Raw genomic sequence first — 25,259 nt, 5'->3', positions numbered from 1 at the left:
CCCCCCCCCCCCCCCCCCCCCCCCCCCCCCCCCCCCCCCCCCCCCCCCCCCCCCGCGCCCGTTCGGTCAGCGGGCCGTACGCTCGGCGACCTCCTCCAGGGCGGCGAGGAAGGTGTCCTCAGGCTGCGCCCCCGAGACGCCGAACTGCTCCTCGAACAGGAAGAACGGAACGCCGGTGATCCCGAGCGCGCGCGCCCTGCCGAGCTGCTCCCTGACCTGCGCGGCGGCCTCGCCGGTGTCCGCGACGCCCACCTCGGCGGCGAGCTTGGCCAGGACGCCCGCGTCGCCGATGTTCAGCCCGTCGGTGAAGTGCGCCTCGAACAGCCGGTTCGTCATCTCCTCGGCCAGCCCCTGGCGGGAGGCCAGCTCGATCAGCCGGTGCGCCTCGAACGAGTTCGCGCTGATCGCGTGGTCGAAGCGGAGTTCCAGGCCCTCCTGGGCGCCGACGTCCGCGACCTGGCGGGTCATCTGCGCCGCGTTGCCGCCGAACTTGCGATCGAGCGCCTCCAGCAGCGGCTCACCCGTGGCGGGGGCGTCCGGGTTGAGCTCGAAGGGACGGTGGATCACCTCCACCTCGCCCGCGAAGCGCGCCACCGCCCTGGCGAAGCGCTTGTGCCCGATGTAGCACCAGGGACAGACGACGTCCGAAAAAATTTCAACTTTCACGGAAAGCCGTAACAATCAATCGGCCGCGAGTTCTTCCAGCCTGTGGGGAAGGTAACCCGAGTCGTCCACCAGCGCCGAGGCACCGCGCCACCAGCCGAACCACTCGGCGCTGCGCCACATCCAGTCGACCCGCTCGATAGCGGCCACCACGTCGCCCACGCTCGTCCACGACGTGCCGAGCTGCTCGTGCGTGGCGCCATGGCGCAGCGCCCACTCGCGCAGGATGCGCACCGCGTCGTCGGCCACCGGCCTGGCGTACGGGTCGGGGTCCTCGCCGGGCAGCCGGTGCGGTCCGAGCCCGGCGGCCACGCCCCAGCTCCACTGCGCCTCGGCGGGCTTGGAATAGCGCAGCGAGGAGAAGTCGAGGTTGGAGCCCAGCTCGCCGTCCGGCCGCCTGGTCACCACCGCGTCGAGCCTGCCGCCCGCGTCGAAGTGGACGACGAGCCGCTGTCCTGGGCCGACTCCGCCGGGGAGCCTGATGCGGTCCTCGGCCTGCCACGAGTTCAGGTCGACCTCGGCCACCGGGCGCCCCCAGAGCGTGTCGGCCGCGTCGTCGGCGATCCAGGCCGCCAGCATCTCCAGCACCGTCAGGTCGGTCCACGGCTCGATCGCGGCGGCGGTGTGCAGCACCTCGACGGGCGCGGGCAGCTTTCCGCCCCGCTCGGTCTCCCACCATGTGCCGCCCAGGTCCCTGACGCCGACCACGAGCGCGGCGAGGGAGGAGAGCTCAGCCGAGCGCCTCGTCAGCGACGCGCCGAGTGCCAGCTCGAGACATCGGGAGGTGCGGTCCTCACCGAGCGCGGCGCGCGCGTCGGCGATCAGCGCGGCCGCGGTCGGCCGCTCCTCTCCGAGCAGGTTGTTGATGACTCGTCGGGCCTCGGTCCTTGCGTCTTCAGCGTGTGCCTCCCGCATACCAGCCACGCTACGCCGGGAGATCCTTTTCCAACAGCTTGTACGACGAACCTGTATGACGATACGGTCACCCGCGTCAGCGGTCCCGACCTGGGGATGTTCCACTGGTTGCCATCGGGCCACTGAACGAGGGAGGCACTGGTGCGCTTGACGCCGACCGAGCGGGACCGGCTCCTGCTCTTCACCGCCGCGCAGCTCGCCCGCGCCAGGCGGGCCCGCGGCCTGCGCCTGAACGTCCCCGAGGCGACCGCGCTCATCGCCGACACGGTGTGCGAGGCGGCCAGGGACGGTGCGAGGCTGGCTGAGGCCATCGCGGCCGGCAGGGCCGTGCTGGGCCCCGACGACGTGCTGCCGGGAGTGGCCGACATCGTCACCCAGGTGACGGTCGAGGCGGTCTTCGACGACGGCAGCAGGCTCGCGGTGGTCACCGACCCCGTGGGCGGCGGCTCGCTCGGCGACGCCGCGCCGGGAGCGGTCGTGTCCAGGTCCGCGTGGGAGCAACCCCCGTCACCGGTGCGCGTCCAGGTGCTCAACACCGCCGAGGTGCCGATCTCCGTCAGCTCTCACTTCCACTTCTTCGAGGTCAACCCGCGTCTCCGCTTCCCCAGGCAGGAGGGGTACGGCATGCGGCTCAACGTGCCCGCGGGCGCGACCGTGCGCTTCGACCCCGGCACGACCGTGGACGTGGAGCTGATCCCGATCGGCGGCGGCCGTACCGCGATCGGGTTCGCGGGCCTGGTGGACGGCCCGCTGGACGCGCCGGGCGCGAAGGAGGAGGCGCTGCGCAGAGCGCGCGCCTGCGGATACGAGGGGGCATAGTGCACGACTACATCGGGGTGCACGGGCCGCGCGAGGGCGACCTGGTACGGCTCGGCGACACGGGCCTGGTCGTCGAGGTGGAGCACGACTCGCAGGAGCCGGGAGAGGAGTTCCTGGCCGGATTCGCCAAGACCGCCAGGGACGGCCTGCACCTGAAGGCCGCCTCCATCCGCGAGACCTGCGACCTGGTGATCAGCAACGTGCTGGTGATCGACGCGCTGCTCGGGGTGAGGAAGGTGTCGATCGGGGTGCGCCAGGGACGCATCCACGCGATCGGCCGCGCGGGCAACCCCGACACGCTCGACGGCGTGGACGTGGTGGTGGGCACCGGCACCACGATCGTCTCGGGCGAGGGGCTGATCGCCACGGCGGGCGCGATCGACACGCACGTCCACCTGATGTCGCCGCGGATCATGGAGGCGTCGCTGGCGTCGGGCGTGACCACGATCATCGGTCAGGAGTTCGGCCCCGTCTGGGGGGTGGGCGTCAACTCGCCCTGGGCGCTGCGCAACGCCTTCGCCGCCTTCGACGCCTGGCCTGTCAACATCGGCTTCCTGGCGCGCGGCTCGTCGTCGGTGGCCGACCCGCTGGTGGAGGCGCTGGTCGAAGGCGGCGCCTGCGGGTTCAAGGTGCACGAGGACATGGGCGCGCACACCAGGGCGCTCGACACCGCGCTCCGGGTGGCCGAGGAGCACGACGTGCAGGTGGCGCTGCACACCGACGGGCTGAACGAGTGCCTGTCGGTCGAGGACACGCTCGCCGTGCTGGAGGGCAGGACCATCCACGCCTTCCACATCGAGGGCTGCGGCGGCGGCCACGTCCCCAACGTGCTGCGCATGGCGGGCGTCGCCAACGTGATCGGCTCCTCGACCAATCCCACGCTGCCGTTCGGGCGCGACGCGCTCGGCGAGCACTACGACATGATCGTGGCCGCCCACGGGCTCAAGCCCGACCTGCCCAGCGACCAGATCATCGCCCGCGAGCGGATCAGGGCCGGCACGATGGGCGCCGAGAACGTGCTGCACGACCTGGGCGTCATCGGCATCACCTCCTCCGACGCGCAGGGCATGGGCCGGGCGGGCGAGACGGTCCGCCGTACCTTCCAGCTGGCCTCGAGGTTCTCGACGGGCGGGCCGGACAACGCGCGCGTGCTGCGCTACATCGCCAAGCTGACGATCAACCCGGCGATCGCGCACGGCCTGTCGCACGAGGTGGGATCGATCAGCGTCGGCAAGATGGCCGACATCGTGCTCTGGAACCCCGCCTCCTTCGGCGCGAAGCCGTGGCTGGTGCTCAAGGCGGGCTTTCCCGCGTGGGGCGTCACCGGCGACCCCAACGCCTCCATCGACGTCTGCCAGCCCCTCGTGTACGGCCCGCAGTTCGGCGGGCACGGCGCCACCCCCGCCGAACTGTCGGTCGCCTTCGTCAGCGGGGTGTCGCAGTCCCTGCCGACCAGGCGCCGGCAGGTGCCGGTGCGCGGCACGCGCGGGATCGGCCCCGCCTCGATGGTGCGCAACGACCGCCTCGGCGAGGTCAGGGTCGACCCGCGCACCGGGCAGGTCACGCTCGACGACCGGCCCATCGGCACCGAGCCGGCCTCGTCGGTCCCGCTCAGCCGCCTCTACTTCCTCTGACGAACCACCGACAGACTAAGGACTCGCCATGACACCTGCCGCCGCCGGCTTCCGGATGCCCGCCGAGTGGGAGCCGCACGCCCGTACCTGGATGGCCTTCCCGACCGCCAACCCGACCTTCACCGACCTGGAGGCCGCGCGCAGGGCATGGGGCCAGGTGGCCGACGCGATCGCCAGGTACGAGCCCGTCGTGATGGTCGCCAACACCGGCGAGAGCGCCGACGCCCGCTACTGCCTCGACCCTGGCATCACCGTGGTCGAGCGGCCCATCGACGACGCGTGGCTGCGCGACAGCGGGCCCACGTTCCTGGTGGACGGCAAGGGCGGGCTCGCCACGGCGAACTGGGTCTTCAACGGGTGGGGACAGCAGAGCTTCGCCCGCTGGGAGAACGACTCCAAGGTGGGCGCGCTCGTCTCGGAGATGGCGGAGGCGGTGCCGTACACCTCGTCGATGGTCAACGAGGGCGGCGGCATCCACGTGGACGGTGAGGGGACGGTGCTGCTGACCGAGACCGTCCAGCTCGACCCCTTCCGCAACCCGGGTTGGACGCGCGAGCGGGTCGAGGCCGAGCTGAAGGCGTTCGTCGGCGCGGAGAAGTGCCTGTGGATGCCGCGCGGGCTCACCGCCGACTACGGCATGTACGGCACCCGCGGCCACATCGACGTCTTCGCCGCCTTCGTCCGCCCCGGCCTGGTCGTCGCGCACAGCCAGCCCGACCCCTCGCACCCCGACCACGAGGTCTGCCGCGAGAACATCGCCCTGCTGCGCTCGTTCACCGACGCCCGCGGTCGCGCGCTCGAGGTCGTCGAGGTGCCGGCGCCCACGGTGACGGAGGTGGACGGCGAGCCTGTCGACTACTCCTACATCAACCACTACCTCGCCAACGACGCGGTGATCCTGTGCGCCTTCGACGACCCGCGCGACGCTGAGGCCGCCGCGCTGTTCGCCAAGCTCTTCCCCTCGCGGACGGTGGAACTGGTGGACGCCAGGGAGATCTTCGCGGGCGGCGGCGGCATCCACTGCATCACGCAGCAGCAGCCCGCCGTCTCGGGCATGCGGGCCTAGCCCGGATCACGCCTCCGACACGGCCAGCAGCCTGCGCAGGGCCCCGGTCAGCACCTCGGGGTCCTTCAGCGCGGGATCGGCCAGCGCGGTGGGCATGCCGAGCCCGTCGAGCAGGGCGAGCACCTGGCTGGCCAGCCGTACCGGGTCGTCGCCCACCGCGAAGCTGCCGTCGGCGACGCCGTCGGCGATCACCTCGGTCAGCAGGCCGCGCCAGGCCGCGTAGTCGCGCAGGAACTCCCCCCGCCACTCCACGTCGCGCAGCGCCCACCGCCACGACTCCACCCACACCCGCCAGCCGCCGCCCTCCTCCCCTGCGACGTGCCGGGCGATGTGGAGGAGCCGCTGCCAGGGCGTGCCCTGCAGGCCTTGCCTGACGGTCTCCAGGTCGGTGGCCGCGGCGTGGCGGAAGGCGGCGACCAGCAGGTCCTCGCGGTTGCCGAAGTAGTACTGCAGCGTGCTGATCGGGACTCCCGACACCTCGGCGACGTCGGCGAACCTGGTCGCCTCCGCCCCCCGCTCGGCGATCACCCGCGCGGCCCCCTCGAGCACGTCCTGCCTGCGCCGCCCGGCCCGTCTGCCCATGCCCCCTATCTATCACGAGCCCCTCTCCCGCGAACCCGTCACCGTGGACCGGACCGGCGACGGCCGCGGGATCGGGGGCGCCGGATCCGGCCCATCCCGGCGAGGGGGTCGCCGGCCGGGTCACTGGTCGGCGAGGAGCTTGCCGCCCTCCAGGAACGTCTTCAGCGCCGAGAGGATCATGATCCAGCCGCCGCTGGTGCCCTCCAGCATCTTGCTGTCGGGGCTGTCGAAGCCGTCATGGATGATCGTCAGCTTGATGCCCATTATCGGGATCTCGGCGGGCTCGATCTCGAAAGTCACCCTCGACCGCTCCTTGACGGCCTCCGCGAACGCCTCGTCGGAGTCGAACAGCTCACGGTGCATGGGCTGGAGCGTGTGCCAGGTGTACGACAGCCGCTTGCCCGGCTCGGCCTCGAGGACCCGCTGGCCCAGCTCCTCGAACTCTCCGTCGGGGTGGGACTTCCAGCGCACGGGAGAGCCGATCTCCCACGTGGACTCGGGGCCCGTGCCGCCCATGTAGACCTTGATGAGCTCGGGGTCGGTGAGTGCCTGGTAGAGCTTCTCCGCCGTGGTCTGGATGTAGGTCACGTAGACGAACTCGGGCTTGCTCATGGGTGATGCCTCCAGCGATTGCTTCAGTCGGGCCAGTACGGACAGCCGCCCTTGCTCGTAGCGGCGGATCCACCGGTCGGCGATGTCGTGGATCGGCACGGGATTGAGGTAGTGCAGCTTCTCCCTGCCGTGCCGCACGGTGCTGACCAGATTGGCGGCCTCCAGCACCGCCAGGTGCTTGCTCACCGCCTGCCGGCTCATGCCGAGCCCCTCGGTCAGCTCCAGGAGCGTCTGCCCGTTGCGCTCGTTGAGCCGGTCGAGCAGCCTCCTGCGGCTCCCGTCGGCCAGGGCCTTGAACACCGCGTCCACAACCCCCCACAATAGGCAACCATTTAGTTGCCTGTCCAGTCGCGCAGCACGCCGCCGAGGACCGCCACCCCCTCGCCGATCTCCGCGGGCGTCCGCGCGGCATAACCCATGACCAACCCCTGCGGGCCCGGGCGCTGGGTGTGCCACGACAGCGGCTGGACCTTCACCCCGCGGGCCAGCGCCGCCGCGGCGAGGTCGGTGTCGGCGGGCCCCGCCGCGTAGGTGACCATCAGGTGCAGCCCCGCGGCCGCTCCGTGCGCCACCGCCCCCGGCAGGTGCGCGGCGATCGCCTCGACCATGGCGTCCCTGCGCCGCCTGTGACGGGTGCGCAGCAGGCGCAGGTGACGCTCCATCGCGCCGCTCTCCATGAGCGCGGCGAGCACCAGCTGGGGCAGTACGGCGTTGCCGAGGTCGGCGAAGCGCTTGGCGTCGACGAGCGCGTCCCTGTACCGCGGGGGCGCCAGCAGCCATCCCACGCGCAGCGCGGGCGCGAGCAGCTTGGAGACGCTGCCCGCGTAGAAGACCCGCTCGGCCAGGACCGAGCGGACGGCGGGCACGGGCGAGCGGTCGTAGCGGTGCTCGGCGTCGTAGTCGTCCTCGACGACCAGCCCGCCGTCCCTGGCCCAGTCCAGCAGCGCGCGCCGGCGCCGTCCGCCCAGTACCACGCCGGTCGGGAACTGGTGGGCCGGGGTCAGCAGGACCACCGGAGCGCCGAGCGCTCGCAGCTCGTCCACCCGCACGCCCTCGGCGTCGACGGTGACGGGCGGGGTGCGCATGCCCGCGTCGCCGAGGTGCTGGCGGGCCCCGAGCGAGCCAGGGTCCTCCACCGCGACCTCGTCGACGCCCTCCCTGCCCAGCACGTGGGCCAGCAGGCCGAGCGCCTGGGCGGTCCCCGACACGATGAGCACCTCGCCCGGATCCGCCCTGATCCCCCTGTTGCGCGCCAGCCAGTGGACCACGGCCGTGCGCAGGGCGAGCGCTCCCCTGGGATCGCCGTATCCGAGATCGGCGGCCGACAACCCGGCGAGGACGGAGCGTTCGGCCCTCAGCCATGCCGTCCTGGGGAAGGCGGCCAGATCAGGCAGTCCCGGTGACAGGTCGATGCGCGCCGGCGCGGCGCGCAGCGCGTCGAAGACGTCGGCCATGGGCTCGGCCGCGAACAGCTCCCCCGGCGCGGTCGCGCGGGGCGGGCCGAGGGGGCGGGGTGGCGTCGCGGGCACGGCGACGACGACGGTCCCCGCCCTCCCGCGTCCCGCGACGTGGCCCTCCTCTCTCAACCGCTGGTAGGCCTCGGTGACCACGCCGCGCGACACGCCCAGCTCCGCGGCCAGCACGCGTGTGGCCGGCAGCCTGCCGCCCACCGGCAGGCGGCCGTCGGCCATGGCGCGCCTGAGCCTTCCCGCCAGCCAGTCCGACAGGCCGCCTACGGGAGCCTCGCCGGCGTCCAGCTGCAGGAAGTCGGAGCCGACCGCAATGGACCTGCGTGAAGCGTCCTGTTTGGACCTGTTCATCAGACCATTGTCGCGCCAGGGTGGACGGGTGAGTTTCGCGTTCTTCCTGACCACGCTGGTCGTGGTCGCCACTCCGGGGACCGGGGTCGTCTACACGCTGTCGGCGGGACTGTCGCGCGGGCGCACGGCGAGCGTGGTCGCCGCGTTCGGCTGCACGCTCGGGATCGTGCCGCACCTGGCGGCCACGATCACCGGGCTGGCCACGCTGCTGCGCGCCAGCCCCGTGGCCTTCCAGGTGCTGAAGTACGTGGGGGTGGCCTACCTGCTGTTCATGGCGTGGGCCGCGCTGCGCGACAAGGGCACGGTGGCGGTCGACGAGGACGCCGCGCCACGCTCGGCGACCCGGATGATCGTCTCGGGCGTCCTGATCAACATTCTGAACCCGAAGTTGACCATGTTCTTCCTCGCCTTCCTGCCGCAGTTCGCCGAGACTGGCCAGGAGATGCTGTGGCTCGGCGGGGTGTTCATGCTGCTCACCTTCGTCGTCTTCGCCGCCTACGGCCTGTGCGCCGCCTCGGTGCGCGACCAGGTCACCTCACGGCCCAGGGTGATGGCCTGGATGGGGCGGATCTTCGCCGCCTCCTTCGTCGCCCTCGGCGTCCGACTCGCCTTCGCCGACCTCTAGGAGCCCTCATGGATGTCCAGCATTCGCCCCGGATCTGGTCGGACTTCCCCGAACTCGCGGCGGGCGTGCTCCTCGCCGAGGGGATCACCGCTGACGCCGCGCCCGACCTGGACAGGTTCACCGCGATCGCCAAGGAGCGGCTCGCGGCCGGCACGGAGGCCGACCTCCCCGAGATCCAGGCGTGGCGGAGGGCCTTCTCGAAGATGGGGCTGAAGCCGACCCAGTACCGGTGCGCCGCCGAGTCGCTGTTGCGGCGCTTCAGGAAGGAGGGGTCGCTGCCGCGCATCCACCCGCTGATCGACCTGTGCAACGCCGTCTCGCTGGCCTACGCGATCCCCGTGGCGGTCTTCGACCGCGCCCGGGTCGCGGGGAGCATGGAGGTCCGCCACGCGTACGGGGACGAGACCTACCTCACCTTCGGCGGCGAGGTCGAGCGGCCCGAACCCGGCGAAGTGATCTTCGCGGACGCGGAGCGGCGCGCGCACGCCCGCCGCTGGTCGAACAGGCAGAGCGGCCACTCGGCCGTCAGGGAGTCGACGGGCGCCGTCCTGATCGTCGCCGAGGCGATGCACGGGACGGCGCGCGCCGACGTCGAGGCGCTCACGGCGGCGCTGGCCGAGGAGTTGTCGCGCACCTGGTCAGCCCGGCCCGAGACCTCGATCAGGAGCAGCTGACCCCCGGGAGTCCGGGAGTCCGGGAGTCCGGACATCCGGGGGGCGAGGCCCGGCTTGCGCGGGCGGGAGCCGCGGGTGCTGCCGACAGCGGGGGGCATGGCCGGACGCGCGGCTACCGGCGGCCCGCCCTGCCGAGCACCCAGCCGATCGCCGCGCTGCCCAGGGCGATGCCCGCGCCCATGCCGAAGGCGGCCAGCATGACCCACGGGCGGGTCTGGGTGTGGTCCTTCGCGGGGCGCGGCCGTTCGAAGACCTGCCCAGCGCCCTCCTGCTCCGCCCTGCGGACGGCGGGCGCGGCCACGCCATGATCCGGCCCGGCCGCCGAACGCATCGGGCCCGCCTGAGCGGGAACGGCGGGCGCCCGACCACGCGACGCCGCCGATCCCGCGAGGGCGCCCGCCTGGGCGGGGACCCCGGTGACCAGGTGGGATTCGACGGCGCTGAAGAAGTCTCCCGCCGTGCGCTTGGCGACCGAGCCGAGCATCCGCTGCCCCACCCCGCCGATCATCCCGCCGACCACGGCCTCGGCGTCGTAGTCGATCCGCGTCCCGCCCTCGACCTCGGCCAGCCGTACCTCGACGGTGGCCTCGACCGTGCCGGGCGCGCCCTGCCCCCGCGCTCTCAGCACGAAGCGCTCGGGCGGCGACGGCTCGGACAGCGCCACCTCCCCCTGGTACACGCCCTTGATCGAGGCGACGCCCGCGCTGACCGTCATCCGGTAGGTGCCGGGGCCCGTCTCCTCCAGGCGCTCACAGCCCGGGATGGTGCGCACCAGCACCGCCGGGTCCTGGAGCGCGTCCCACACACGATCTCTGCCGATGCCGAGCACCGCACTGCCTGCGACCTTCACAAAGGCCACTCTAGGCAGCACCGTGCCCCTTCTTCATGGCAACTCACGCCGAGAATGGTCCATGATCCATGGCAGGATGGGGTCCCATGATCGGGCGGCGATTCGGGGGAACGCGCCTGATGCGCGTGTCGGCGGGCATCGTGGCGGCCGCGCTGGTCTCGGGTTGCGCCGCGGGAGGGACGAGCCCGGCCTCCTCCGCCGCGCCCGCTTCCTCGCCGCCCGTCCCGGTCAAGCCGCAGCAGAAGGCGGGTCCACCCGGCGTCCTTCCCCGGCCCGGCGAGGTGAAGGCGATTACCCCCGCCGGCTCCGTCCTGCCGGTGATCAGCTCGATCCCCACCACACGCAAGGTGGTGTTCCTGACCATCGACGACGGCTGGGAGCAGGACCCCGGCTTCGTCAGGCAGGTGCGCGAGCAGCGCATACCGATCACCGCCTTCGTCATGCGCGACGCGGTGGAGGCGCTCGGCGCGCCCGATCCCGCGGGCGGCGTGGGCAAGTACGTCGGACGCGGCAAGTGGAGCTACTTCAGGCAGCTGCGCGACGCGGGCGTGCCGATCGAGAACCACACGCTCACCCATCCCGACCTGCGCACGCTCGGCTACGACGCGCAGAAGGCCGAGATCTGCGGCTCGTCGAAGCTGATCCGCGAGCACATCGGCACCCGGCCGACGCTGTTCAGGCCGCCGTTCGGCAACTACGGCGCCGGCACCCTGCGGGCCGCCAAGGCGTGCGGCGTCGAGGCGCTGCTGCTGTGGACGGCGACCGTGCAGCCGGGCGGGAAGATCGCCTACCAGGTGCCGGACAAGCGGCTGCGCCCAGGAGACATCCTGCTGCTGCACTTCAGGCCCAACCTGGCCAGGGACTTCAGGATCCTGGTCGACAAGATCAGGCGCAGGGGCTACGAGCTCGGCAACCTGGACGCCTACCTGAAGGCGGCTCTCCGCCGGGCGAAGTAGGGGCGAATCAGCCGCGCGGGTGACGCGCGGCGACCCCGGGACAGGCGATCGTTGTCCTCGGAGGGGGACTCCGGGGGAGCCCTCGAGGGGTGCGAGGTGTGCGGCCTCGCACCCCTTGAGCATGTCTGTGACGAAGATCGCAGCGCACTCCCGTCGCTTTGCTCTACAAGCCGTAGTACTACTTTTAGTAGAACTACAGCTCGTAGAGCTCCAAGCCCGTGAGGGGAAGATGGACGCGCTAGACCTGGCACGGTGGCAGTTCGGGGTGACCACCGTGTACCACTTTCTGTTCGTACCGTTGACGATCGGTCTCGGCGTCTTCGTCGCCGGACTCCAGACCGCCTGGCACCGCACAGGCAAGGAGCACTACCTGCGACTGACGAAGTTCTTCGGGAAGCTGTTCCTGATCAACTTCGCGATGGGCGTGGTGACGGGCATCGTGCAGGAGTTCCAGTTCGGCATGAACTGGAGCGAGTACTCCGTGTTCGTGGGTGACGTCTTCGGCGCTCCGCTGGCACTGGAGGCGCTGCTCGCCTTCTTCATGGAGTCGACGTTCCTGGGGCTGTGGATCTTCGGTTGGGACAAGTTGCCCAAGCGGGTCCACCTGGCCACCATCTGGGCGGCGGTCATCGGCTCCAACCTGTCCGCCTACTTCATCCTCGCCGCCAACGCGTGGATGAAGCATCCCGTCGGCTACGAGGTGGTGGACGGCAGAGCCAGGATGACCGACCTGTGGGCGGTGCTGACCAACTCCACCGCGCTCGCCCAGGTGCCGCACGTGATCGCGGCCAGCTTCATCGTGGCGGGCGGATTCGTGCTGGCGGTCAGCGGCTACCGGCTGCTCAAGGGCGACACGACCTTCAGGGGCCCGCTGCGCGGCGCGCTGGTCATGACCGCGATCGCCGGGGCCGTCGTCGCCGGCACGGGCGACCTGTCGGGCAAGCTGCTGTACGAGCAGCAGCCGATGAAGCTGGCCGCCGCCGAGGGTCTGACGCATGACACCCAGGGCGCGCCCTTCCACGTGCTACCGGGCATCGAGATCCCCAAGCTGCTCAGCTTCCTGTCGGCCAACGACCCCGACGCCACCGTCCAGGGCACCGAGGACATCCAGCGCCGCCTGGAGAAGCAGTTCGGTCCCGGCGACTACCGGCCCGACCAGGCGGTCGTCTTCTGGTCCTACCGGGTGATGATCGTCTTCGGCCTGTCGACGGTGGGCCTGTCGGTGCTCGGCCTGTGGCTGACCCGCAGGCGCAGGCAGGTGCCGCCGTGGTACGCCAGGGCGCTGCTGCTGGCGCTTCCGCTGCCGCTGCTGGCGATCATCGCCGGGTGGCTGCTCAGCGAGATCGGAAGGCAGCCGTGGACGGTCGCCGGCGAGCTGCTGACCGCCTCCAGCGTCTCGCCGGGGGTGTCGCTGGCCGAGGTCGCCACCTCGCTGACGCTGTTCACCCTCGTGTACGGCGTGCTCGCGGTGGCCGAGGTGGTCCTGCTGATCAGGAGCGTCAAGAAGGGTCCAGAACAGCTTCCCGCGCCGGCCCGCGAGCCGGTGCGCGAACCCTCGCTCATGTACTGAGGAGCGCACAGTGATCGATTTGTGGTTCGTCATCATCGCCTTCCTCTGGACCGGCTACTTCGTCCTCGAAGGCTTCGACTTCGGGGTCGGCATGCTGTCGCCGTTCCTCGGCGGGAACGAGGGGCAGCGCAAGCAGATCCTGCAGACCATCGGCCCCGTATGGGACGGCAACGAGGTCTGGCTGATCACCGCGGTGGGCGCGATGTTCGCGGCCTTCCCGGCCTGGTACGCGGGTTTCCTCAGCTCCTTCTACCTGCCGCTCACGCTGGTGCTGGCCGGGCTGATCGTGCGCGGGGTGGCGCTGGAGTGGCGCGGCAAGCTGGAGCACGCCTCCGACAGGGCGTGGGCCGATGTGGGCATCCTGGTCGGCAGCGCGCTGCCCGCCTTCCTCTGGGGTGCCGTCTTCGCCGACGTGCTGCTCGACAGCGGTGTCGCCACGCTGGTGGGCGGAGCGTTCTCCCTCGCGGTCGCCGTGCTGCACGGAGCGGTGTTCCTGGCGCTCAGGACCGAGGGACAGGTACGACGGCGGGCCCGCGCCGCCGCGACGGGCGCCACGTTCGCCGTCATCCCGCTGGCGATCGTCGCGCTGTCCTCCATCCCCGGGGAAGGCGACCTCGCCGTGTGGATCGCCGCGGGCGGCGCGATGGCGCTGCTGGCCGCCGGCGGCTCGCTGATCTGGCGGCGTCGGGAGGGCTGGGCGTTCGCCGCGACGGCAGGGGCGATCGTGCTGACCTCGGCCGCGCTGTTCGGGATGCTGGCGGCCAGGCCGCTGCCCGGGCTCACGCTGGCCGAGGCCGCCTCGGGCCCGTACACGCTCAACGTGCTGACCTGGATCGGCCTGGCCATCCTGCCGTTCGTGCTGGGCTACCAGGGCTGGACGTACTGGGTGTTCAGGAAGCGGATCTCGGCTCCTGGCGGGGCCGCCCGGGTTGAGGGCGGCCAGGCGGCGATCGGCCACTAGCTCGCGCGCGGGCTCTGAGACGTCGACGGTGCCGGGCGCGCGGGCGAGATTCACCTGCTTCCGCCGCCCGCCGGACGTGACGGCCTCGCCCAGGCCGGGAGCCGGCGGGAGGCGGGTCGCCCCGGGGACCGGGCTGCCCCGGAGCGACCCTTGGCGGCTACTCGATGCCCACCGCCGTGTAGGCCGCGGTGATCGCGGCCAGCACGGGTTCGAGCTGCCTGGGGCTCCCCGCGAGGTACACCTTCGCCACGTCCCGCAGCGCCACGGGCACGTCGGCGAAGTCCGAGAGTCTGCTCAGCCGCACCATCGCCAGGTAGATGAGCACGAGCCAGTCCCTGGCGTCCAGGACCGGCCTCCCCTCGGGCGTGGTCGAGGTGAGCAGCAGGTGGGCGGCCTTGTTGGGGATGCCGCTGTTGGTGTGGACGCCGCCGTTGTCGGCCCTGGTGCGCACGAAGTCGCGCATGTGCGCGGGCTGACCGAAGGCCGCTGGATCGCTGAGCGAGCGCAACCCCGCGCCCGTCGGACGCCAGCCGGCCCCGAGCTCCCAGTTCCAGGTGTCCGTCCGCTCCTGCGCGGGGGCCTCGTACCAGTTCTTGATCGCGATGCCGAAGATGTCGGCGAAGGACTCGTTGAGCGCTCCCGGCTGGTCCTGGTACACCAGTCCGCTGGAGCTCTCGATGACGCCGTGGGTGAGCTCGTGCCCGATCACGTCGAGGAAGCGGGAGGTGCTCACCAGCACGCCCGCCGGGTTGCGCATCTGGCCGTACCACATGCGGCCCTTCCACCAGGCGGCGTTGCGCCACTCGGGGCCTTCGCCGACGGTGCAGTTGATGACCGAGGTGAGCGCCATCCCCTGGTCGTCGATGCTGTCGCGGCTGAGGACGCTGCGGTAGAAGTCGAAGACCCTGGTCGCGTTGGCGTGGGCGGAGACCGCCGCCTTGAACTTCTCCCCCAGGTCGGGGTCGGCCGCCTGGACCGGGTCGGGTAACGGCGGGTTCTCGTTGAGGTCGGCGAGGGCCAGGTCGTGGGTGACGATGTTCCTCAGCCTGTCGCGCAGGGCGAAGGCGCCGGCCAGCCTGTCGCCCCAGATCCGGTCGACGAGCGTGCCGTTCTCGTCGAAGCCGCGCAACTTGGTGGGGATGTCGACCGTGGGGGTGACGCCGAAGTAGTAGAGGATCCTGCCGTCCTCGGCGTCGACCAGGTAGTCGACCTGCGGGTGGAGATCGCGGGGCGAGGGATCCTCCATGCCGTGCCCGGTCGCGCCCGCACGGCCGCCGGGGGCGGGCCTGGCCTCGGGCAGGACCGCGGTCAGGCCGTGCAGGTGCCACGCCAGATGCCACGTGCCTGCCTCGTCGAGGAAGTAGGTGAGGCTGGGCGGCGCCGTGCCCGCGCCTTCGAGCGCGGTGCCGGTGGCCTCGGCCACCCGCGCCAGCGCGGCCGACGAGTCGATGTCGGGCGCGCCGGGCGCGCCGAGCACCTCGGTGAGCCGCGCGTCCATGGCGACGAGTTCCCTGGCCTGGTCGAGTTCGACGAGCACGTCGCTGCCGAAGATCGGGATCCGGGCGTGGGTCTGGTCGAAACGCACCAGCGTGGTGCCCGACGCGGGCGTCTGACGGGAGGACCTGAGCTCCAGGTCGGGCACCCTGGCGGGCGACTCCGTGGCCAGCGCGGCCCTGAAGCCCGGCGCGGAGGCGTCCTCGGCGAGCTTGTGGTCGAGGTAGAACCTGGCGGCCGCCTCGTTGGAGGTGAAGCGCGGCGCGACGTCCTCGAGCCCTGGGGCGATGCCGGTGAACGCGCCCGGCGGCCTGGGCCTGCCCCCTGCGTCGGGGTCGTCGGCGATGTGGTAGCGCATGCGGTCGAAGTGTCGACTCATGGCGCGCCCCCCTACATGAGTTGAAGACTTGTGGCGACATCGTGAGCCTCTGACGCGGCTTTGTCATGAGTAGGGGCCGACTTGGTCTGGTTGTATACGGCAGATGAATCTCTTACGGCATCGGGGCTTCGCGCTCCTGTTCGGCGCGGACACCATCAGCCAGGTCGGCACCCAGGTCAGCATGGTGGCCCTGCCGCTGGTCGCGGTCGTGGCGCTGCACGCCTCACCGTTCGAGATGGGCCTGCTGGTCGCGGCGGAGAGCGCCGCGTTCCTGGTCATCGGGCTGCCCGCGGGGGTGTGGGTGGACCGGCTGCGCCGGCGCCCCATCCTGATCACCGGCGACCTGGCGCGCGCCGTCCTGCTGGCCTCGGTGCCGGTGGCCTGGTGGCTGGGCGTGCTGTCGATGCCGCAGCTCTACGTGGTGGGCCTGTGCGTCAGCGTGGCCACCGTCTTCTTCGACGTCGCCTACCAGAGCTACCTGCCGTCGCTGGTGGAGCGCGAGCGGATCGTGGAGGGCAACGCCAAGCTGGAGATCGTCCGCTCCGGCGCGCAGGTGGCGGGTCCTGGCGCGGCCGGCTGGCTGGTCCAGCTCGTCACGGCGCCGGTCGCGATCCTGGTCGACGCGGTCAGCTTCCTGCTGTCGGGCCTGCTGCTGGCCGGCATCAGGTCCGACAGGGACGTCCCCGCCCGCGACGAGCGGCGCGGCCTGGTCAGGGAGATCGGCGAGGGCCTGGCGTTCGTGCTGCGGCACCCGATCCTGCGCATGATCGCCGCCTGTACGGCCAGTGCCAACCTGGCCCACGCCATGAACAACACGCTCTCCGTGCTCTTCCTCATCAACGTCGTCGGCATCACGCCGGGGGTGATGGGGTTGCTGTTCTCGGTCGCGGGCGTCGGCGGTCTGGTGGGCGCCGCGCTGGTCGGCCCGATGTCGAGGTGGGCGGGCTCGGCCAGGACGATCTGGCTGTCGAACCTGCTCACCTCGCCGTTCATCCTGCTGGTGCCGTTCGCCGCGCAGGGCTGGCGGCTGGGCCTGTACGCCTTCGCCTGGTTCGTGGTGAGCGTGGGCATCGTCGTCTACAACGTGTCGCAGGTCAGCTTCCGCCAGGCGATCACCCCCGGCCACCTGCTGGGCAGGATGAACGCGACGATGCGCTTCATCGTGTGGGGCACGCTGCCACTGGGCGCGCTCATCGGAGGCGTCCTCGGCGAGCACCTGGGCGTGGTGCCGGCGGTGTGGATCGCGTGCGCGCTGACGCCGCTGTCGGTGATCCCGCTGCTGCTGTCGCCGCTGCGGAGGATGCGCGACCTGCCCGAGCCGCTCAGCCCTTGACCCTGTGGTCCTTCAGGTGCAGGTCGCCGCCGAGCCTGCGTTGCACGCGCTCCAGCACGGCCCTGCTGGACAGGGCCGTCCACAGCGGGCCGACCAGGTGCGGGTTGTACTCGGGCGCGGTGTCCATCCACGCGTCCTTGCCCTCCTGGGTGGTGAACGTGGTGAGGAAGAACTGGCCGTCGCCGGTCTCGCAGTGCCCCTGCCTGAGGTCGACGGCGTCGATCTGGATGTGGGGCGTGCATCCGGCCTTGGCGGCCAGTTGCTCGACGGTCATCGACTGGGCGGCGGCGGCCACGTAGCCTCCGCCGCTGTCGTCGCCGCCGCCGTCGCCCCCGCCGCCGTCTCCTGGTGCGCAGGCCGCGAGCACCAGCACGAAAGCCGCTATGCGGAGATAAGTCATCACGCCACGAGGTACGTGCCCTTCGCCGGCAGGGTTCAGCGCAGCACGACGCAGCCCCGCGCCTCCAGTGCGTCCAGCACGGCGGCGCCGCCGTCCAGCTTGTTCCACCGCAGGTCCAGCTTCTCCAGCGCGGGCAGCTCGGCCAGCGCCGGCGGCAGCGTCCTCAGCCTGTTGCCGCGCAGGTCGAGGTGCGTCAGCCCGGCCAGGCTTCCGATGCAGGCGGGCACCTCTGCCAGCTGGTTGTCGCGCACGTCGAGCAGGCGCAGCGTGGCGGGCAGCGGCGGCAGCCGGGTCAGCCGGTTGCCACGCAGGTGCAGCTCGCGCAGCTCGGTCAGGCCGCCGACCGTCTCGGGCAGCGTGGTCAGCCTGTTGTTGTAGAGCCGCAGCTCCTTCAGCTCGGCCAGCCCGCCGATCGAGTCGGGCAGCTCGGTGAGCTCGTTGTCGGTCAGGTTGAGGTAGGCCAGGCGGCCCAGCTTGCCCAGCGACTCGGGCACCGAGGTGAAGCCGTTGTCGCTGAGGTAGAGGTAGTCGGTCAGGTCGAGCTCGCCGATCGCCGAGGGGATCTCCCGCAGGGCGTTGTGGCCCAGGTCCAGCATCCGCAGGCGGGACAGCCCGCCGATCTCCTCCGGCACCGAGGTCAGCCGGTTCTCCGCCAGGTTGAGCGACTCCAGCCCCTCCAGCCGCCACACCGCGTCGGGCACCCTCGTCAGGCGGTTGCCGCCGGCCGCCAGGTGTCTCAGCGGGCCGAGATCGGCGGGCAGGCTCTCCAGCGCGTTGCCGTACACGAAGAGGCTCTCCAGGTACGGCGGGCACGCGGGCAGCTCGGCGAGCCTGTTGCCGTCGAGGTGCAGCGCCCTGAGCGAGGACGGCAGCGCGGGCAGCGAGGTGAGCAGGTTGCCGTCGAGGCGCAGCTCCTCCAGCCGCGCCAGCTCACCCACCCTCGCGGGCAGCTCGGTCAGCCGGTTCCATGCCAGGTCGATCAGGCGGACGTCGCCGGCCACGTCCGGCAGTTCGGTCAGGCCCGCCCCAGGCGCTCGAAGCTCGCTCACTCACCGGATCTTAGCTGGAACAGCTCCGACGGCGAGATCGGCATCCTGTCGATGTCCAGGCCCTCGGCGTCCTCGATCGCGCCGGCGATCACCGAGGACACCGGGATGACGCCCGCCTCGCCCGCGCCCTTGATGCCCAGCGGGTTGAGCGGCGAGGGCGTCTCCAGGTGGTCGGTCTCGATGCGCGGGACCTCGGTGGCGTACGGCATCAGGAAGTCCATGAACGAGGCGTTGAGCAGCTGGCCGTGCGAGTCGTAGACCATCCGCTCGTAGAGCGCGCCGCCCACGCCCTGCGCGACGCCGCCGTGGATCTGCCCTTCGACGATCATCGGGTTGATGAGCCTGCCGCAGTCGTGGACGACGGCGTAGCGCAGGATGCGGATCTCCGCGGTGTCCTTGTCGGTCTCCACGATCGCGGCGTGCATGCCCGCGGCGAAGGTGGAGCGCAGCGGCGAGTAGTAGTCGCGGCCCTCCAGCCCCGGCTCGTCGCCCTCGGCGACGGGCGGCTTGTCGTAGGAGGCGGCGCCGGAGAACTGCGTCGCCTTCGCGGTCTCGGCGTCGAAGGAGTAGCGCAGCGGGTTGGACAGGACCGCGACCGTGGACAGCGGGATGGAGGCGGACGGCGCGCCGACCACGTGGACGAGCCCGTCGGTGATCTCCAGGTCGCCCGGGTCGGCCTCCAGGGCTTCGGCCGCGATCCGCAGCGCCTTCTCCCGCACCTTCCTGCAGGCCAGGGCGATCGCGTTGCCGCTGACCACGGCCGCGCGCGAGGCGAAGGTGCCCACGGCGTACCCGAACCTGCGGGTGTCGCCCGTGACGACGGACACCCGCTCGATCGGCACGCCGAGCTCCGTTGCCGCGATCTGCGCGAACACCGTCTCGTGGCCCTGACCCTGCGAGGTGAGGCCCGTGGACACGTGCACCCGTCCGTCGGAGGTGACCTGCACGTGCCCGCCCTCGTAGGGCCCTACTCCGGTGCCCTCGACGTAGCAGCCGATGCCGATGCCGAGCCCGGGCCGCCTCTCGAAGGTGTCCCAGCCGATGAGGCGCTTCAGCAGGGCGAGCATCGCCGGGTAGTCGCCGCTGTCGTAGATCAGCGGGCGGCCGTCCTGGAAGATCATGCCCTGGTCGTAGGGGAAGTCCTCGGGCTGGATGAAGTTGGCGGCCCGCACCTCGGTGCGGTCCTTGCCGAGATACCGGGCGATCTTGTCCATCGTCCGCTCCATGCAGAACACGCCCTGCGGGCGGCCCGCGCCCCGGTACGGCGTGACCTGCACGGTGTTGGTGTAGATCGAGGTGAACTCGACCCGGTAGGCGCCGATCTTGTACGGGCCGAGGAGCTGCGTCGAGGTGACGATCGGCACGATGATCCCGTAGGGCGTGTACGCGCCGTGGTCGTGCATGATCGTCACGTCGAGGCCGAGGACGCGGCCCTCGTCGTCGAAGCCGACCCGCACGTACTGCACCTGGCCGCGCTCGTGCGCGGAGGAGATGAAGTGCTCGCGCCTGTCCTCGGTCCATTTCAGCTCGCGGTTCAGCAGCATCGCCGCCCACGGCACGAGGATCTCCTCGGGCCACGGGTGCACGATCTTGACACCGAACCCGCCGCCGACGTCGGGGGCGATCACCTCGACGTGCGGGAGCGGCAGGTCGAGCTTGGCGGCGATGGCCATCCTGACGCTGGTGGAGGTCTGGGTGGAGGAGTGGACGCGCAGATCGGTGCCGTCCCATCGGGCGTGCACGCCACGCCCCTCCAGCGGCGTGCACGCGCTGCGCTCGATGTCGAGCCTGAAGGCCAGCGTGTGCGGGGCGGTCTCGATGGCCTCGCGGGCGTTCCGCCCCTCCCTGGAGGGCACCTCCTGCACCAGGTGCGCGCCGATGTTGCCCGGCACGTCGTCGTGGACGAGCGCGGCGCCCTGGGCGGCCTCCTCGATGCCGACGACCGCCTTGAGCAGCTCGTAGTGGACGTGGATGCGCGCGCAGGCGTCCTCTGCGAGGTAGCGGTCCTCGGCGACGACCATGACGACGGGCTCGCCGACGTGCCTGACGAACTCCTTGGCGAGGGCGTAGGCCGTGCGGCCGTGGGTGAGCGCGGGGTGCGGGATGAGCAGCGGGAGCGGCTCGGCGACGCGCCCCGGCAGGTCCTCCCATGTGTAGACGGCGACCAGTCCTTCGACGTCGAGCGCGCCTGAGACGTCGATGTCGAGGATGCGGGCGTGCGCGTGCGGGGAGCGGACGAAGGCCACGGCCAGCGCGTCACGACCGAGATCGTCGAGGAAGCGGCCCTGCCCGGTGAGCAGGCGGGGGTCCTCCTTGCGCTGGACCCGCTCGCCGAACAGCCGCGTCGTCATCGGCCCTCCTCCTCGGCGATCAGCTCGGCCGCCCGGTGGACGGACTTGACGATGTTCTGGTAGCCGGTGCACCTGCACAGGTTCCCCGAGATGCCCTCCACGACCTCCTCGTCGGTGGGCGCAGGGTTGTCCCTCAGCAGCGCGGTGACCGTGCAGAGGAAGCCGGGCGTGCAGAAGCCGCACTGCAGCCCGTGGCACTCGGCGAAGGCCCGCTGCACGGGCGACATCCCTCCTGGCCCCGCCAGGCCCTCGACCGTGGTGATCTGCCTGCCGTCGACGGTCACCGCGAACGTCAGGCACGAGCGCACGGGCTCGCCGTCGAGCAGCACCGTGCAGCAGCCGCAGACGCCGTGCTCGCACCCCACGTGGGTGCCGGTCAGCCCGAGGTCCTGGCGCAGGCAGTCCGACAGCAGCCGTCGCGCGGGCACGCTGACCCGCTCGGCGACACCGTTGACGATCAGCGTGATCTCATGCCGCATTTCTCGCCGCCTCTGTCAGCGCCCGCACGGCCAGCACCCCGACCAGGTGCCTGCGGTACTCGGCGGTCGCGTGGATGTCCGCCTCCGGTTCGGTCCTGTCCTGTACGGCCCGCGCCACGCCCGCCCAGTCGACGGTCGAGGCGGGCCGGTGCTCGCACTCCTCGCTCACGTCGGCCGTGATCGGGACGTGCCCGACGCCGACGCACGCCACCTTCGCCACCGCCACCCTCAGGTCGTCGTCGAGCCCGACGAGCGCGGCGACGCCCGCGAGCGCGTAGTCGCCGTGGCGCCTGGCCACCTCGGCGAAGGCGGTGCCCGTCCGCTCGGGCAGCGCGGGGAAGTAGGCCGAGACGGCCAGCTCGCCCGGCTCCAGCGCCGACTCCAGCGGCCCGGTGAAGAACTCGCCCGCGGGCACGTCGCGCACGACGTCGACGCGGGCCAGCCGTACGCTGCCGTCGAGCAGCGCCAGCACGGCGGGCAGTTCGGCGGCGGGGTCGGCGTGCACGAGGCTGCCGACGACGGTGCCGCGGTTGCGGATCACCGGGTGCGCCACCAGCTTGAGCGCCTGGCGCAGCAGCGGCTGCGCCCGCGCGACCTCGGCCGAGCGCTCCACCTGGGAGTGGCGGGCCAGCGCGCCGACGCGCACGCCCGCCCCTTCGATCCCGAAGGGTTCAAGGGCCTCGATCCTGTTGATGTCGATCAGCTGCTCGGGCGCGGCCAGGCGCATGTTGAGCAGCGGGATCAGGCTCTGGCCCCCGGCCAGCACCTTGCCGTGCGCCCCTGCCTCGGCGAGGGCCTCGATGGCCTCGCCGAGGTCGCGGGGCGCGTGGTAGACGAACGGGGCGGGTTTCACCCGGTGGTCTCCCTCACTGCAGGGGCCCTCGTTCCCGCGATCCAGCGCAGCAGGTGGTAGCCGGCCACCACCACGATGGTGCCGAGCGCGATGCCCTCCAGGGTGAAGTCGCTGCTGATCACGTGTTTGACCGGTCCGATGGCCATGATGATGCCCGCGCCGATCGGGACCATGTTGACGGGGTCGGAGAAGTCCACCCTGTTCTCGATCCAGATCTTCGCGCCCAGGAGACCGATCATGCCGTAGAGGATGACGGTGACCCCGCCGAGCACGCCGCCCGGCGTGGCGGCGACCAGCGCCCCGAACTTCGGGCACAGGCCGAACAGGATCGCGATGACGCCGGCGATGTAGTAGGCGGCGGTGGAGTAGACGCGGGTGGCGGCCATGACGCCGATGTTCTCGGCGTAGGTGGTGGTGGGCGAGCCGCCGACCGCGCTGGTGATCATCGTGCCGATGCCGTCGGCGGCGACGGCGCGGCCCATGTACGGGTCCACGTCGGTGCCGGTCATCTGGCCCACCGCCTTGACGTGCCCGATGTTCTCGGCGATCAGCGCGATCACGGCGGGCAGTACCAGCAGCGAGGCGGAGATCCTGAAGTCGGGTAGGTGCATGCTCGGCAGTCCGATCCAGTCGGCCTGCGCGACCGCGTCGAGGTTCACCCGCGGATGCGTGTCGATCTTGCCGGCGCCGGCGTTGAAGGCGGTGATGTTCCCGAAGACCTTGTCGGCCGCCCAGGACAGCACGAACCCGGCGACCAGCCCGATGAGGATGCCGATGCGGCCGAGGAATCCCTTGAACGCCACGATCACCACGAACGTGATCACCATCGTGACCAGCGCCATCCACTGGTCCTGCGGCCAGTAGACGTCGGCGACGACGAACGCGAGGCCGAAGCCGATCAGCATGACCACCGCGCCGGTGACGACCGGCGGGAAGATCTTGTGGATGATCTGCACGCCCAGCACGTGAATCGCCACACCCGCCAGGAACAGGACGAACCCGGCGACGAGGATGGCGCCCGTGACGATCGCGTCGACGCCCGCCGTGTCACCGCCGAACGCCGCCCTGATCGCCAGCACGCCGCCGACGAAGGAGGCGCTGGTGCCGAGATAGCTGGGGATCTTCCCCTTGACGATCAGCAGGAACAGGATCGTCGCGACACCCGACATCATGATCGCGGTATTCGGATCAAGGCCCATGACCAGCGGGAACACGAACGTCGCGCCGAACATCGCGATCACGTGCTGCGCGCCGAACCCCACCATGCGGGGCCAGGAGAGGCGCTCGTCAGGCTTGACGACCTCTCCGGGGGCCAGGTGTTTGCCGTCTCCGTGTTTGGTCCAACCCAAAACCATGAGAGCCCCTCTGTTCGCGCTCCATCGGTTCGGTGGCCGCCCCGCAGGCCGTTGCGGGCACATTAGGACGTCTCCGGCGGGCGTTCACCGGCATGTTCTGCCAACTTTCTTCATCCCGTACGGCAAGCCGGGTCATGCGCCGTCGGTGACCAACCGTTACCGCACGCCGTACCCTTCCTCGAGGACGCCCACCCCCACCAGGGCCGTCAGTTCCTGTTGACGGCGCGCAGCCCGTGGTAGCCGGCCAGCAGGACGAGCGTGCCGAGAGCGATGCCGCTGAGCGCGAAGGTGCCCGTCACAGGGAAGGCCACGGGCCCGATGGCGCAGATGATGCCCGCGCCGACCGGCACCAGGTTGACGGGGTCGTTGAGGTCGACCTTGTTCTCGATCCAGATCTTGGCCCCGAGCAGGCCGATCATGCCGTACAGGATGGTCGTCACGCCGCCGAGCACTCCGCCGGGCGTGGCCGCCACCAGCGCGCCGAACTTCGGGCAGAGCCCGAACAGGATCGCGATCACCGCCGCCACGTAGTAGGCGGCCGTGGAGTAGACCCTGGTGGCGGCCATGACGCCGATGTTCTCCGCGTACGTCGTGGTCGCGGGGCCCCCGACCGCGGTCGAGACGACCGTGCCGACGCCGTCGGCCATGACCGCCCGTCCCATGTACCCGTCGACGTCGGCGCCCGTCATCTCGCCGACCGCTTTGACGTGGCCGACGTTCTCCGCGATCAGCGCGATGACCACCGGCAGCACCAGCACGATCGCCGACGCCTCGAAGACCGGGCCGTGCAGGGTCGGCAGCCCGATCCAGTCGGCCTGGGCGACCGCGTCGAAGTTCACCCTGAAGTGCTCGGTGACCTTGCCGTCGCCTCCCGGCGAGGTGATCGTCCCGCCCGTCCTGTCCCACACCCAGGACAGGACGAACCCGAAGACCAGGCCGAGCAGCACGCCGATCCTGCCGAGGAAGCCGCGCAGGACGCCGACGAAGACGAACGTCGCGGCCATGGTGATGAGCGCCACCCATGGATCCTGCGGCCAGTAGACGTCGGCCGCCACGTAGGCCATGCCGAATCCGATCAGCATGACGACGCCGCCGGTGACGATCGGCGGGAAGACCCTGTGGATGATCCGCACGCCCAGCAGGTGGATCGCCAGGCCGGCCAGCGCGAGCACGACGCCGACCGCCAGCAGCGCGCCGGTCACGGTGGCGTCGCCGCCGCCCGCGGCCCTGATCGCCACGACCGCGCCGACGAACGACGCGCTCGACCCGACGTAGCTGGGGATTCTCCCCTTCACGATCAGCAGGAAGATGATCGTCGCCACACCCGACATCATCACCGCGAGGTTGGCGTCCAGGCCCATCACCAAGGGGAAGACGAACGTGGCGCCGAACATCGCGATCACGTGCTGCGCGCCGAAGCCCACCATGCGCGGCCACGTCAGTCTTTCGTCGGGCCTGACCAGCTCGCCGGGAGCCGGCGACTTCCCTTCACCGTGCAGCTTCCACCCGAGTGCCATCCAAACCACTTCCCAACCTGCGGTTACGTCTCCTACTTGATGCCGGAGAGAACCTTAGAGGCTGGGCGGGCGGGACCGTTCATCAGGCGATGTGGATGGTGAACCCGTCACCGCTGACGACCTGGCCCGACCTGATCTTGCAGGTCTTGCGGAGCTCGACCTGCCCGTCGACCAGCACCATCCCCTCGGCGATCAGGTGCTTGGCCATGCCGCCCGTCTCGGTGACGCCGCAGTACTTCAGCAGGTCGCACAGCGGGATGTAGTCGGAGTTGAGCTCGAAGTCCAGGTCCACGGACCACAGC

General features: G+C 71.2%; 24 protein-coding genes. 9 read left to right on the top strand and 15 right to left on the bottom strand.

The window, feature by feature from the left end:
- Positions 1 to 66: 66 nt before the first annotated feature.
- Together AC3EO4_RS47835 and AC3EO4_RS47830 are read right to left on the bottom strand one after the other, a co-directional pair.
- Positions 67 to 666, bottom strand: a complete 600-nt coding sequence (locus AC3EO4_RS47835; RefSeq protein WP_379574061.1) for a DsbA family oxidoreductase — start codon at positions 664 to 666, stop codon at positions 67 to 69.
- Positions 667 to 681: 15 nt separating this feature from the next.
- Positions 682 to 1,578, bottom strand: a complete 897-nt coding sequence (locus tag AC3EO4_RS47830; protein ID WP_379574060.1) for a hypothetical protein — start codon at positions 1,576 to 1,578, stop codon at positions 682 to 684.
- Between the two features lie 141 nt (positions 1,579 to 1,719).
- Here AC3EO4_RS47830 and ureA point away from each other — a divergent pair, with 141 nt between their 5' ends.
- From ureA to AC3EO4_RS47815, 3 genes are read left to right on the top strand one after another with little or no spacing between them, the layout of a single operon-like run.
- Complete coding sequence (gene ureA, locus AC3EO4_RS47825) at positions 1,720 to 2,397, top strand: urease subunit gamma (protein ID WP_379574059.1); 678 nt, start codon at positions 1,720 to 1,722, stop codon at positions 2,395 to 2,397.
- On the top strand, positions 2,397 to 4,031 hold the full coding sequence (locus AC3EO4_RS47820; RefSeq protein WP_379574058.1) for an urease subunit alpha: 1,635 nt from the start codon (positions 2,397 to 2,399) through the stop codon (positions 4,029 to 4,031). The genes ureA and AC3EO4_RS47820 overlap by 1 nt, the downstream gene beginning before the upstream one ends.
- 28 nt (positions 4,032 to 4,059) lie before the next feature.
- The gene (locus AC3EO4_RS47815; protein ID WP_379574057.1) at positions 4,060 to 5,097 is read left to right on the top strand and encodes an agmatine deiminase family protein; all 1,038 of its coding nucleotides are present in this window, start codon (positions 4,060 to 4,062) and stop codon (positions 5,095 to 5,097) included.
- Positions 5,098 to 5,103: 6 nt separating this feature from the next.
- On the opposite strand, the gene AC3EO4_RS47810 is transcribed toward AC3EO4_RS47815, so the two are convergent.
- From AC3EO4_RS47810 to pdxR, 3 genes are all read right to left on the bottom strand, one after another.
- On the bottom strand, positions 5,104 to 5,679 hold the full coding sequence (locus tag AC3EO4_RS47810; protein WP_379574056.1) for a TetR/AcrR family transcriptional regulator: 576 nt from the start codon (positions 5,677 to 5,679) through the stop codon (positions 5,104 to 5,106).
- Positions 5,680 to 5,799: 120 nt separating this feature from the next.
- Entirely contained in the window at positions 5,800 to 6,600 is an 801-nt protein-coding gene (locus AC3EO4_RS47805) for an ArsR/SmtB family transcription factor (RefSeq protein WP_379574055.1), read from the bottom strand.
- Positions 6,601 to 6,623: 23 nt separating this feature from the next.
- Positions 6,624 to 8,111 carry a MocR-like pyridoxine biosynthesis transcription factor PdxR gene (gene pdxR, locus AC3EO4_RS47800; protein ID WP_431902680.1) on the bottom strand — a complete coding sequence of 496 codons (1,488 nt, stop codon included), beginning with the start codon at positions 8,109 to 8,111 and terminating at the stop codon, positions 6,624 to 6,626.
- 28 nt (positions 8,112 to 8,139) lie between these two features.
- On the opposite strand from pdxR, the gene AC3EO4_RS47795 reads away from it, so the two are divergent.
- Together AC3EO4_RS47795 and AC3EO4_RS47790 are read left to right on the top strand one after the other, a co-directional pair.
- Positions 8,140 to 8,736, top strand: coding sequence for a LysE family translocator (locus tag AC3EO4_RS47795; RefSeq protein ID WP_379574053.1), 597 nt, complete (start codon positions 8,140 to 8,142; stop codon positions 8,734 to 8,736).
- An 8-nt stretch (positions 8,737 to 8,744) separates the two neighbouring features.
- Entirely contained in the window at positions 8,745 to 9,410 is a 666-nt protein-coding gene (locus AC3EO4_RS47790; RefSeq protein WP_379574052.1) for a B3/B4 domain-containing protein, read from the top strand.
- 112 nt (positions 9,411 to 9,522) lie between these two features.
- Here the strand turns inward: AC3EO4_RS47790 and AC3EO4_RS47785 are convergent, their stop codons facing one another.
- Positions 9,523 to 10,260: an SRPBCC family protein gene (locus AC3EO4_RS47785; RefSeq protein ID WP_379574051.1), complete on the bottom strand. Its 738-nt coding sequence runs from the start codon at positions 10,258 to 10,260 to the stop codon at positions 9,523 to 9,525.
- 86 nt (positions 10,261 to 10,346) lie between these two features.
- On the opposite strand from AC3EO4_RS47785, the gene AC3EO4_RS47780 reads away from it, so the two are divergent.
- The 3 genes from AC3EO4_RS47780 to cydB all read left to right on the top strand — a co-directional run bounded on the left by AC3EO4_RS47780 (position 10,347) and on the right by cydB (position 13,747).
- The gene (locus AC3EO4_RS47780) at positions 10,347 to 11,216 is read left to right on the top strand and encodes a polysaccharide deacetylase family protein (RefSeq protein WP_431902678.1); all 870 of its coding nucleotides are present in this window, start codon (positions 10,347 to 10,349) and stop codon (positions 11,214 to 11,216) included.
- Between the two features lie 229 nt (positions 11,217 to 11,445).
- Positions 11,446 to 12,786 carry a cytochrome ubiquinol oxidase subunit I gene (locus tag AC3EO4_RS47775; protein ID WP_379574049.1) on the top strand — a complete coding sequence of 447 codons (1,341 nt, stop codon included), beginning with the start codon at positions 11,446 to 11,448 and terminating at the stop codon, positions 12,784 to 12,786.
- A 10-nt stretch (positions 12,787 to 12,796) separates the two neighbouring features.
- Positions 12,797 to 13,747 (top strand): cytochrome d ubiquinol oxidase subunit II, encoded by a 951-nt coding sequence (gene cydB, locus AC3EO4_RS47770; RefSeq protein WP_431902676.1) that lies wholly within the window; start codon positions 12,797 to 12,799, stop codon positions 13,745 to 13,747.
- Positions 13,748 to 13,904: 157 nt separating this feature from the next.
- On the opposite strand, the gene AC3EO4_RS47765 is transcribed toward cydB, so the two are convergent.
- Complete coding sequence (locus AC3EO4_RS47765; protein WP_431902674.1) at positions 13,905 to 15,620, bottom strand: M4 family metallopeptidase; 1,716 nt, start codon at positions 15,618 to 15,620, stop codon at positions 13,905 to 13,907.
- A gap of 103 nt (positions 15,621 to 15,723) precedes the next feature.
- Between AC3EO4_RS47765 and AC3EO4_RS47760 the strand changes: the two genes are divergently transcribed.
- Positions 15,724 to 16,953: an MFS transporter gene (locus tag AC3EO4_RS47760; protein WP_379574046.1), complete on the top strand. Its 1,230-nt coding sequence runs from the start codon at positions 15,724 to 15,726 to the stop codon at positions 16,951 to 16,953.
- On the opposite strand, the gene AC3EO4_RS47755 is transcribed toward AC3EO4_RS47760, so the two are convergent.
- The 8 genes from AC3EO4_RS47755 to AC3EO4_RS47720 all read right to left on the bottom strand — a co-directional run bounded on the left by AC3EO4_RS47755 (position 16,943) and on the right by AC3EO4_RS47720 (position 25,249).
- On the bottom strand, positions 16,943 to 17,353 hold the full coding sequence (locus tag AC3EO4_RS47755; protein WP_431902672.1) for a hypothetical protein: 411 nt from the start codon (positions 17,351 to 17,353) through the stop codon (positions 16,943 to 16,945). The genes AC3EO4_RS47760 and AC3EO4_RS47755 overlap by 11 nt on opposite strands.
- A gap of 35 nt (positions 17,354 to 17,388) precedes the next feature.
- Positions 17,389 to 18,402 carry a leucine-rich repeat domain-containing protein gene (locus AC3EO4_RS47750; RefSeq protein ID WP_431902670.1) on the bottom strand — a complete coding sequence of 338 codons (1,014 nt, stop codon included), beginning with the start codon at positions 18,400 to 18,402 and terminating at the stop codon, positions 17,389 to 17,391.
- Positions 18,399 to 20,753: an aerobic carbon-monoxide dehydrogenase large subunit gene (gene cutA, locus AC3EO4_RS47745; RefSeq protein WP_379574043.1), complete on the bottom strand. Its 2,355-nt coding sequence runs from the start codon at positions 20,751 to 20,753 to the stop codon at positions 18,399 to 18,401. The genes AC3EO4_RS47750 and cutA overlap by 4 nt, the downstream gene beginning before the upstream one ends.
- On the bottom strand, positions 20,750 to 21,232 hold the full coding sequence (locus tag AC3EO4_RS47740; protein WP_379574042.1) for a (2Fe-2S)-binding protein: 483 nt from the start codon (positions 21,230 to 21,232) through the stop codon (positions 20,750 to 20,752). The genes cutA and AC3EO4_RS47740 overlap by 4 nt, the downstream gene beginning before the upstream one ends.
- The gene (locus AC3EO4_RS47735) at positions 21,222 to 22,085 is read right to left on the bottom strand and encodes an FAD binding domain-containing protein (RefSeq protein ID WP_379574041.1); all 864 of its coding nucleotides are present in this window, start codon (positions 22,083 to 22,085) and stop codon (positions 21,222 to 21,224) included. Before AC3EO4_RS47735 ends, AC3EO4_RS47740 begins: the two co-directional genes overlap by 11 nt.
- Positions 22,082 to 23,440 carry a uracil-xanthine permease family protein gene (locus AC3EO4_RS47730; protein WP_431902667.1) on the bottom strand — a complete coding sequence of 453 codons (1,359 nt, stop codon included), beginning with the start codon at positions 23,438 to 23,440 and terminating at the stop codon, positions 22,082 to 22,084. Before AC3EO4_RS47730 ends, AC3EO4_RS47735 begins: the two co-directional genes overlap by 4 nt.
- A 206-nt stretch (positions 23,441 to 23,646) precedes the next feature.
- The gene (locus AC3EO4_RS47725) at positions 23,647 to 24,957 is read right to left on the bottom strand and encodes a uracil-xanthine permease family protein (RefSeq protein ID WP_431902666.1); all 1,311 of its coding nucleotides are present in this window, start codon (positions 24,955 to 24,957) and stop codon (positions 23,647 to 23,649) included.
- 82 nt (positions 24,958 to 25,039) lie between these two features.
- Complete coding sequence (locus tag AC3EO4_RS47720; RefSeq protein WP_379574038.1) at positions 25,040 to 25,249, bottom strand: RNA-binding S4 domain-containing protein; 210 nt, start codon at positions 25,247 to 25,249, stop codon at positions 25,040 to 25,042.
- Positions 25,250 to 25,259 lie beyond the last annotated feature (10 nt).

Source organism: Nonomuraea sp. bgisy101 (assembly GCF_057708945.1).
The sequence above is the reverse complement of the archived record's forward strand: the minus strand, read 5'-3'. Positions and strand labels throughout refer to the sequence as shown.

Excerpts from the sequence above, each read along its gene's own strand:
- pdxR (WP_431902680.1), bottom strand. The coding sequence starts at position 8,111 with ATGAACAGGTCCAAACAGGACGCTTCACGCAGGTCCATTGCGGTCGGC.
- AC3EO4_RS47780 (WP_431902678.1), top strand. The coding sequence starts at position 10,347 with ATGATCGGGCGGCGATTCGGGGGAACGCGCCTGATGCGCGTGTCGGCG.
- AC3EO4_RS47740 (WP_379574042.1), bottom strand. The coding sequence starts at position 21,232 with ATGCGGCATGAGATCACGCTGATCGTCAACGGTGTCGCCGAGCGGGTC.
- AC3EO4_RS47810 (WP_379574056.1), bottom strand. The coding sequence starts at position 5,679 with ATGGGCAGACGGGCCGGGCGGCGCAGGCAGGACGTGCTCGAGGGGGCC.
- AC3EO4_RS47725 (WP_431902666.1), bottom strand. The coding sequence starts at position 24,957 with ATGGCACTCGGGTGGAAGCTGCACGGTGAAGGGAAGTCGCCGGCTCCC.
- AC3EO4_RS47765 (WP_431902674.1), bottom strand. The coding sequence starts at position 15,620 with ATGAGTCGACACTTCGACCGCATGCGCTACCACATCGCCGACGACCCC.
- AC3EO4_RS47830 (WP_379574060.1), bottom strand. The coding sequence starts at position 1,578 with ATGCGGGAGGCACACGCTGAAGACGCAAGGACCGAGGCCCGACGAGTC.
- AC3EO4_RS47760 (WP_379574046.1), top strand. The coding sequence starts at position 15,724 with ATGAATCTCTTACGGCATCGGGGCTTCGCGCTCCTGTTCGGCGCGGAC.
- AC3EO4_RS47815 (WP_379574057.1), top strand. The coding sequence starts at position 4,060 with ATGACACCTGCCGCCGCCGGCTTCCGGATGCCCGCCGAGTGGGAGCCG.
- AC3EO4_RS47730 (WP_431902667.1), bottom strand. The coding sequence starts at position 23,440 with ATGGTTTTGGGTTGGACCAAACACGGAGACGGCAAACACCTGGCCCCC.
- cutA (WP_379574043.1), bottom strand. The coding sequence starts at position 20,753 with ATGACGACGCGGCTGTTCGGCGAGCGGGTCCAGCGCAAGGAGGACCCC.
- AC3EO4_RS47790 (WP_379574052.1), top strand. The coding sequence starts at position 8,745 with ATGGATGTCCAGCATTCGCCCCGGATCTGGTCGGACTTCCCCGAACTC.
- AC3EO4_RS47755 (WP_431902672.1), bottom strand. The coding sequence starts at position 17,353 with ATGACTTATCTCCGCATAGCGGCTTTCGTGCTGGTGCTCGCGGCCTGC.
- AC3EO4_RS47775 (WP_379574049.1), top strand. The coding sequence starts at position 11,446 with ATGGACGCGCTAGACCTGGCACGGTGGCAGTTCGGGGTGACCACCGTG.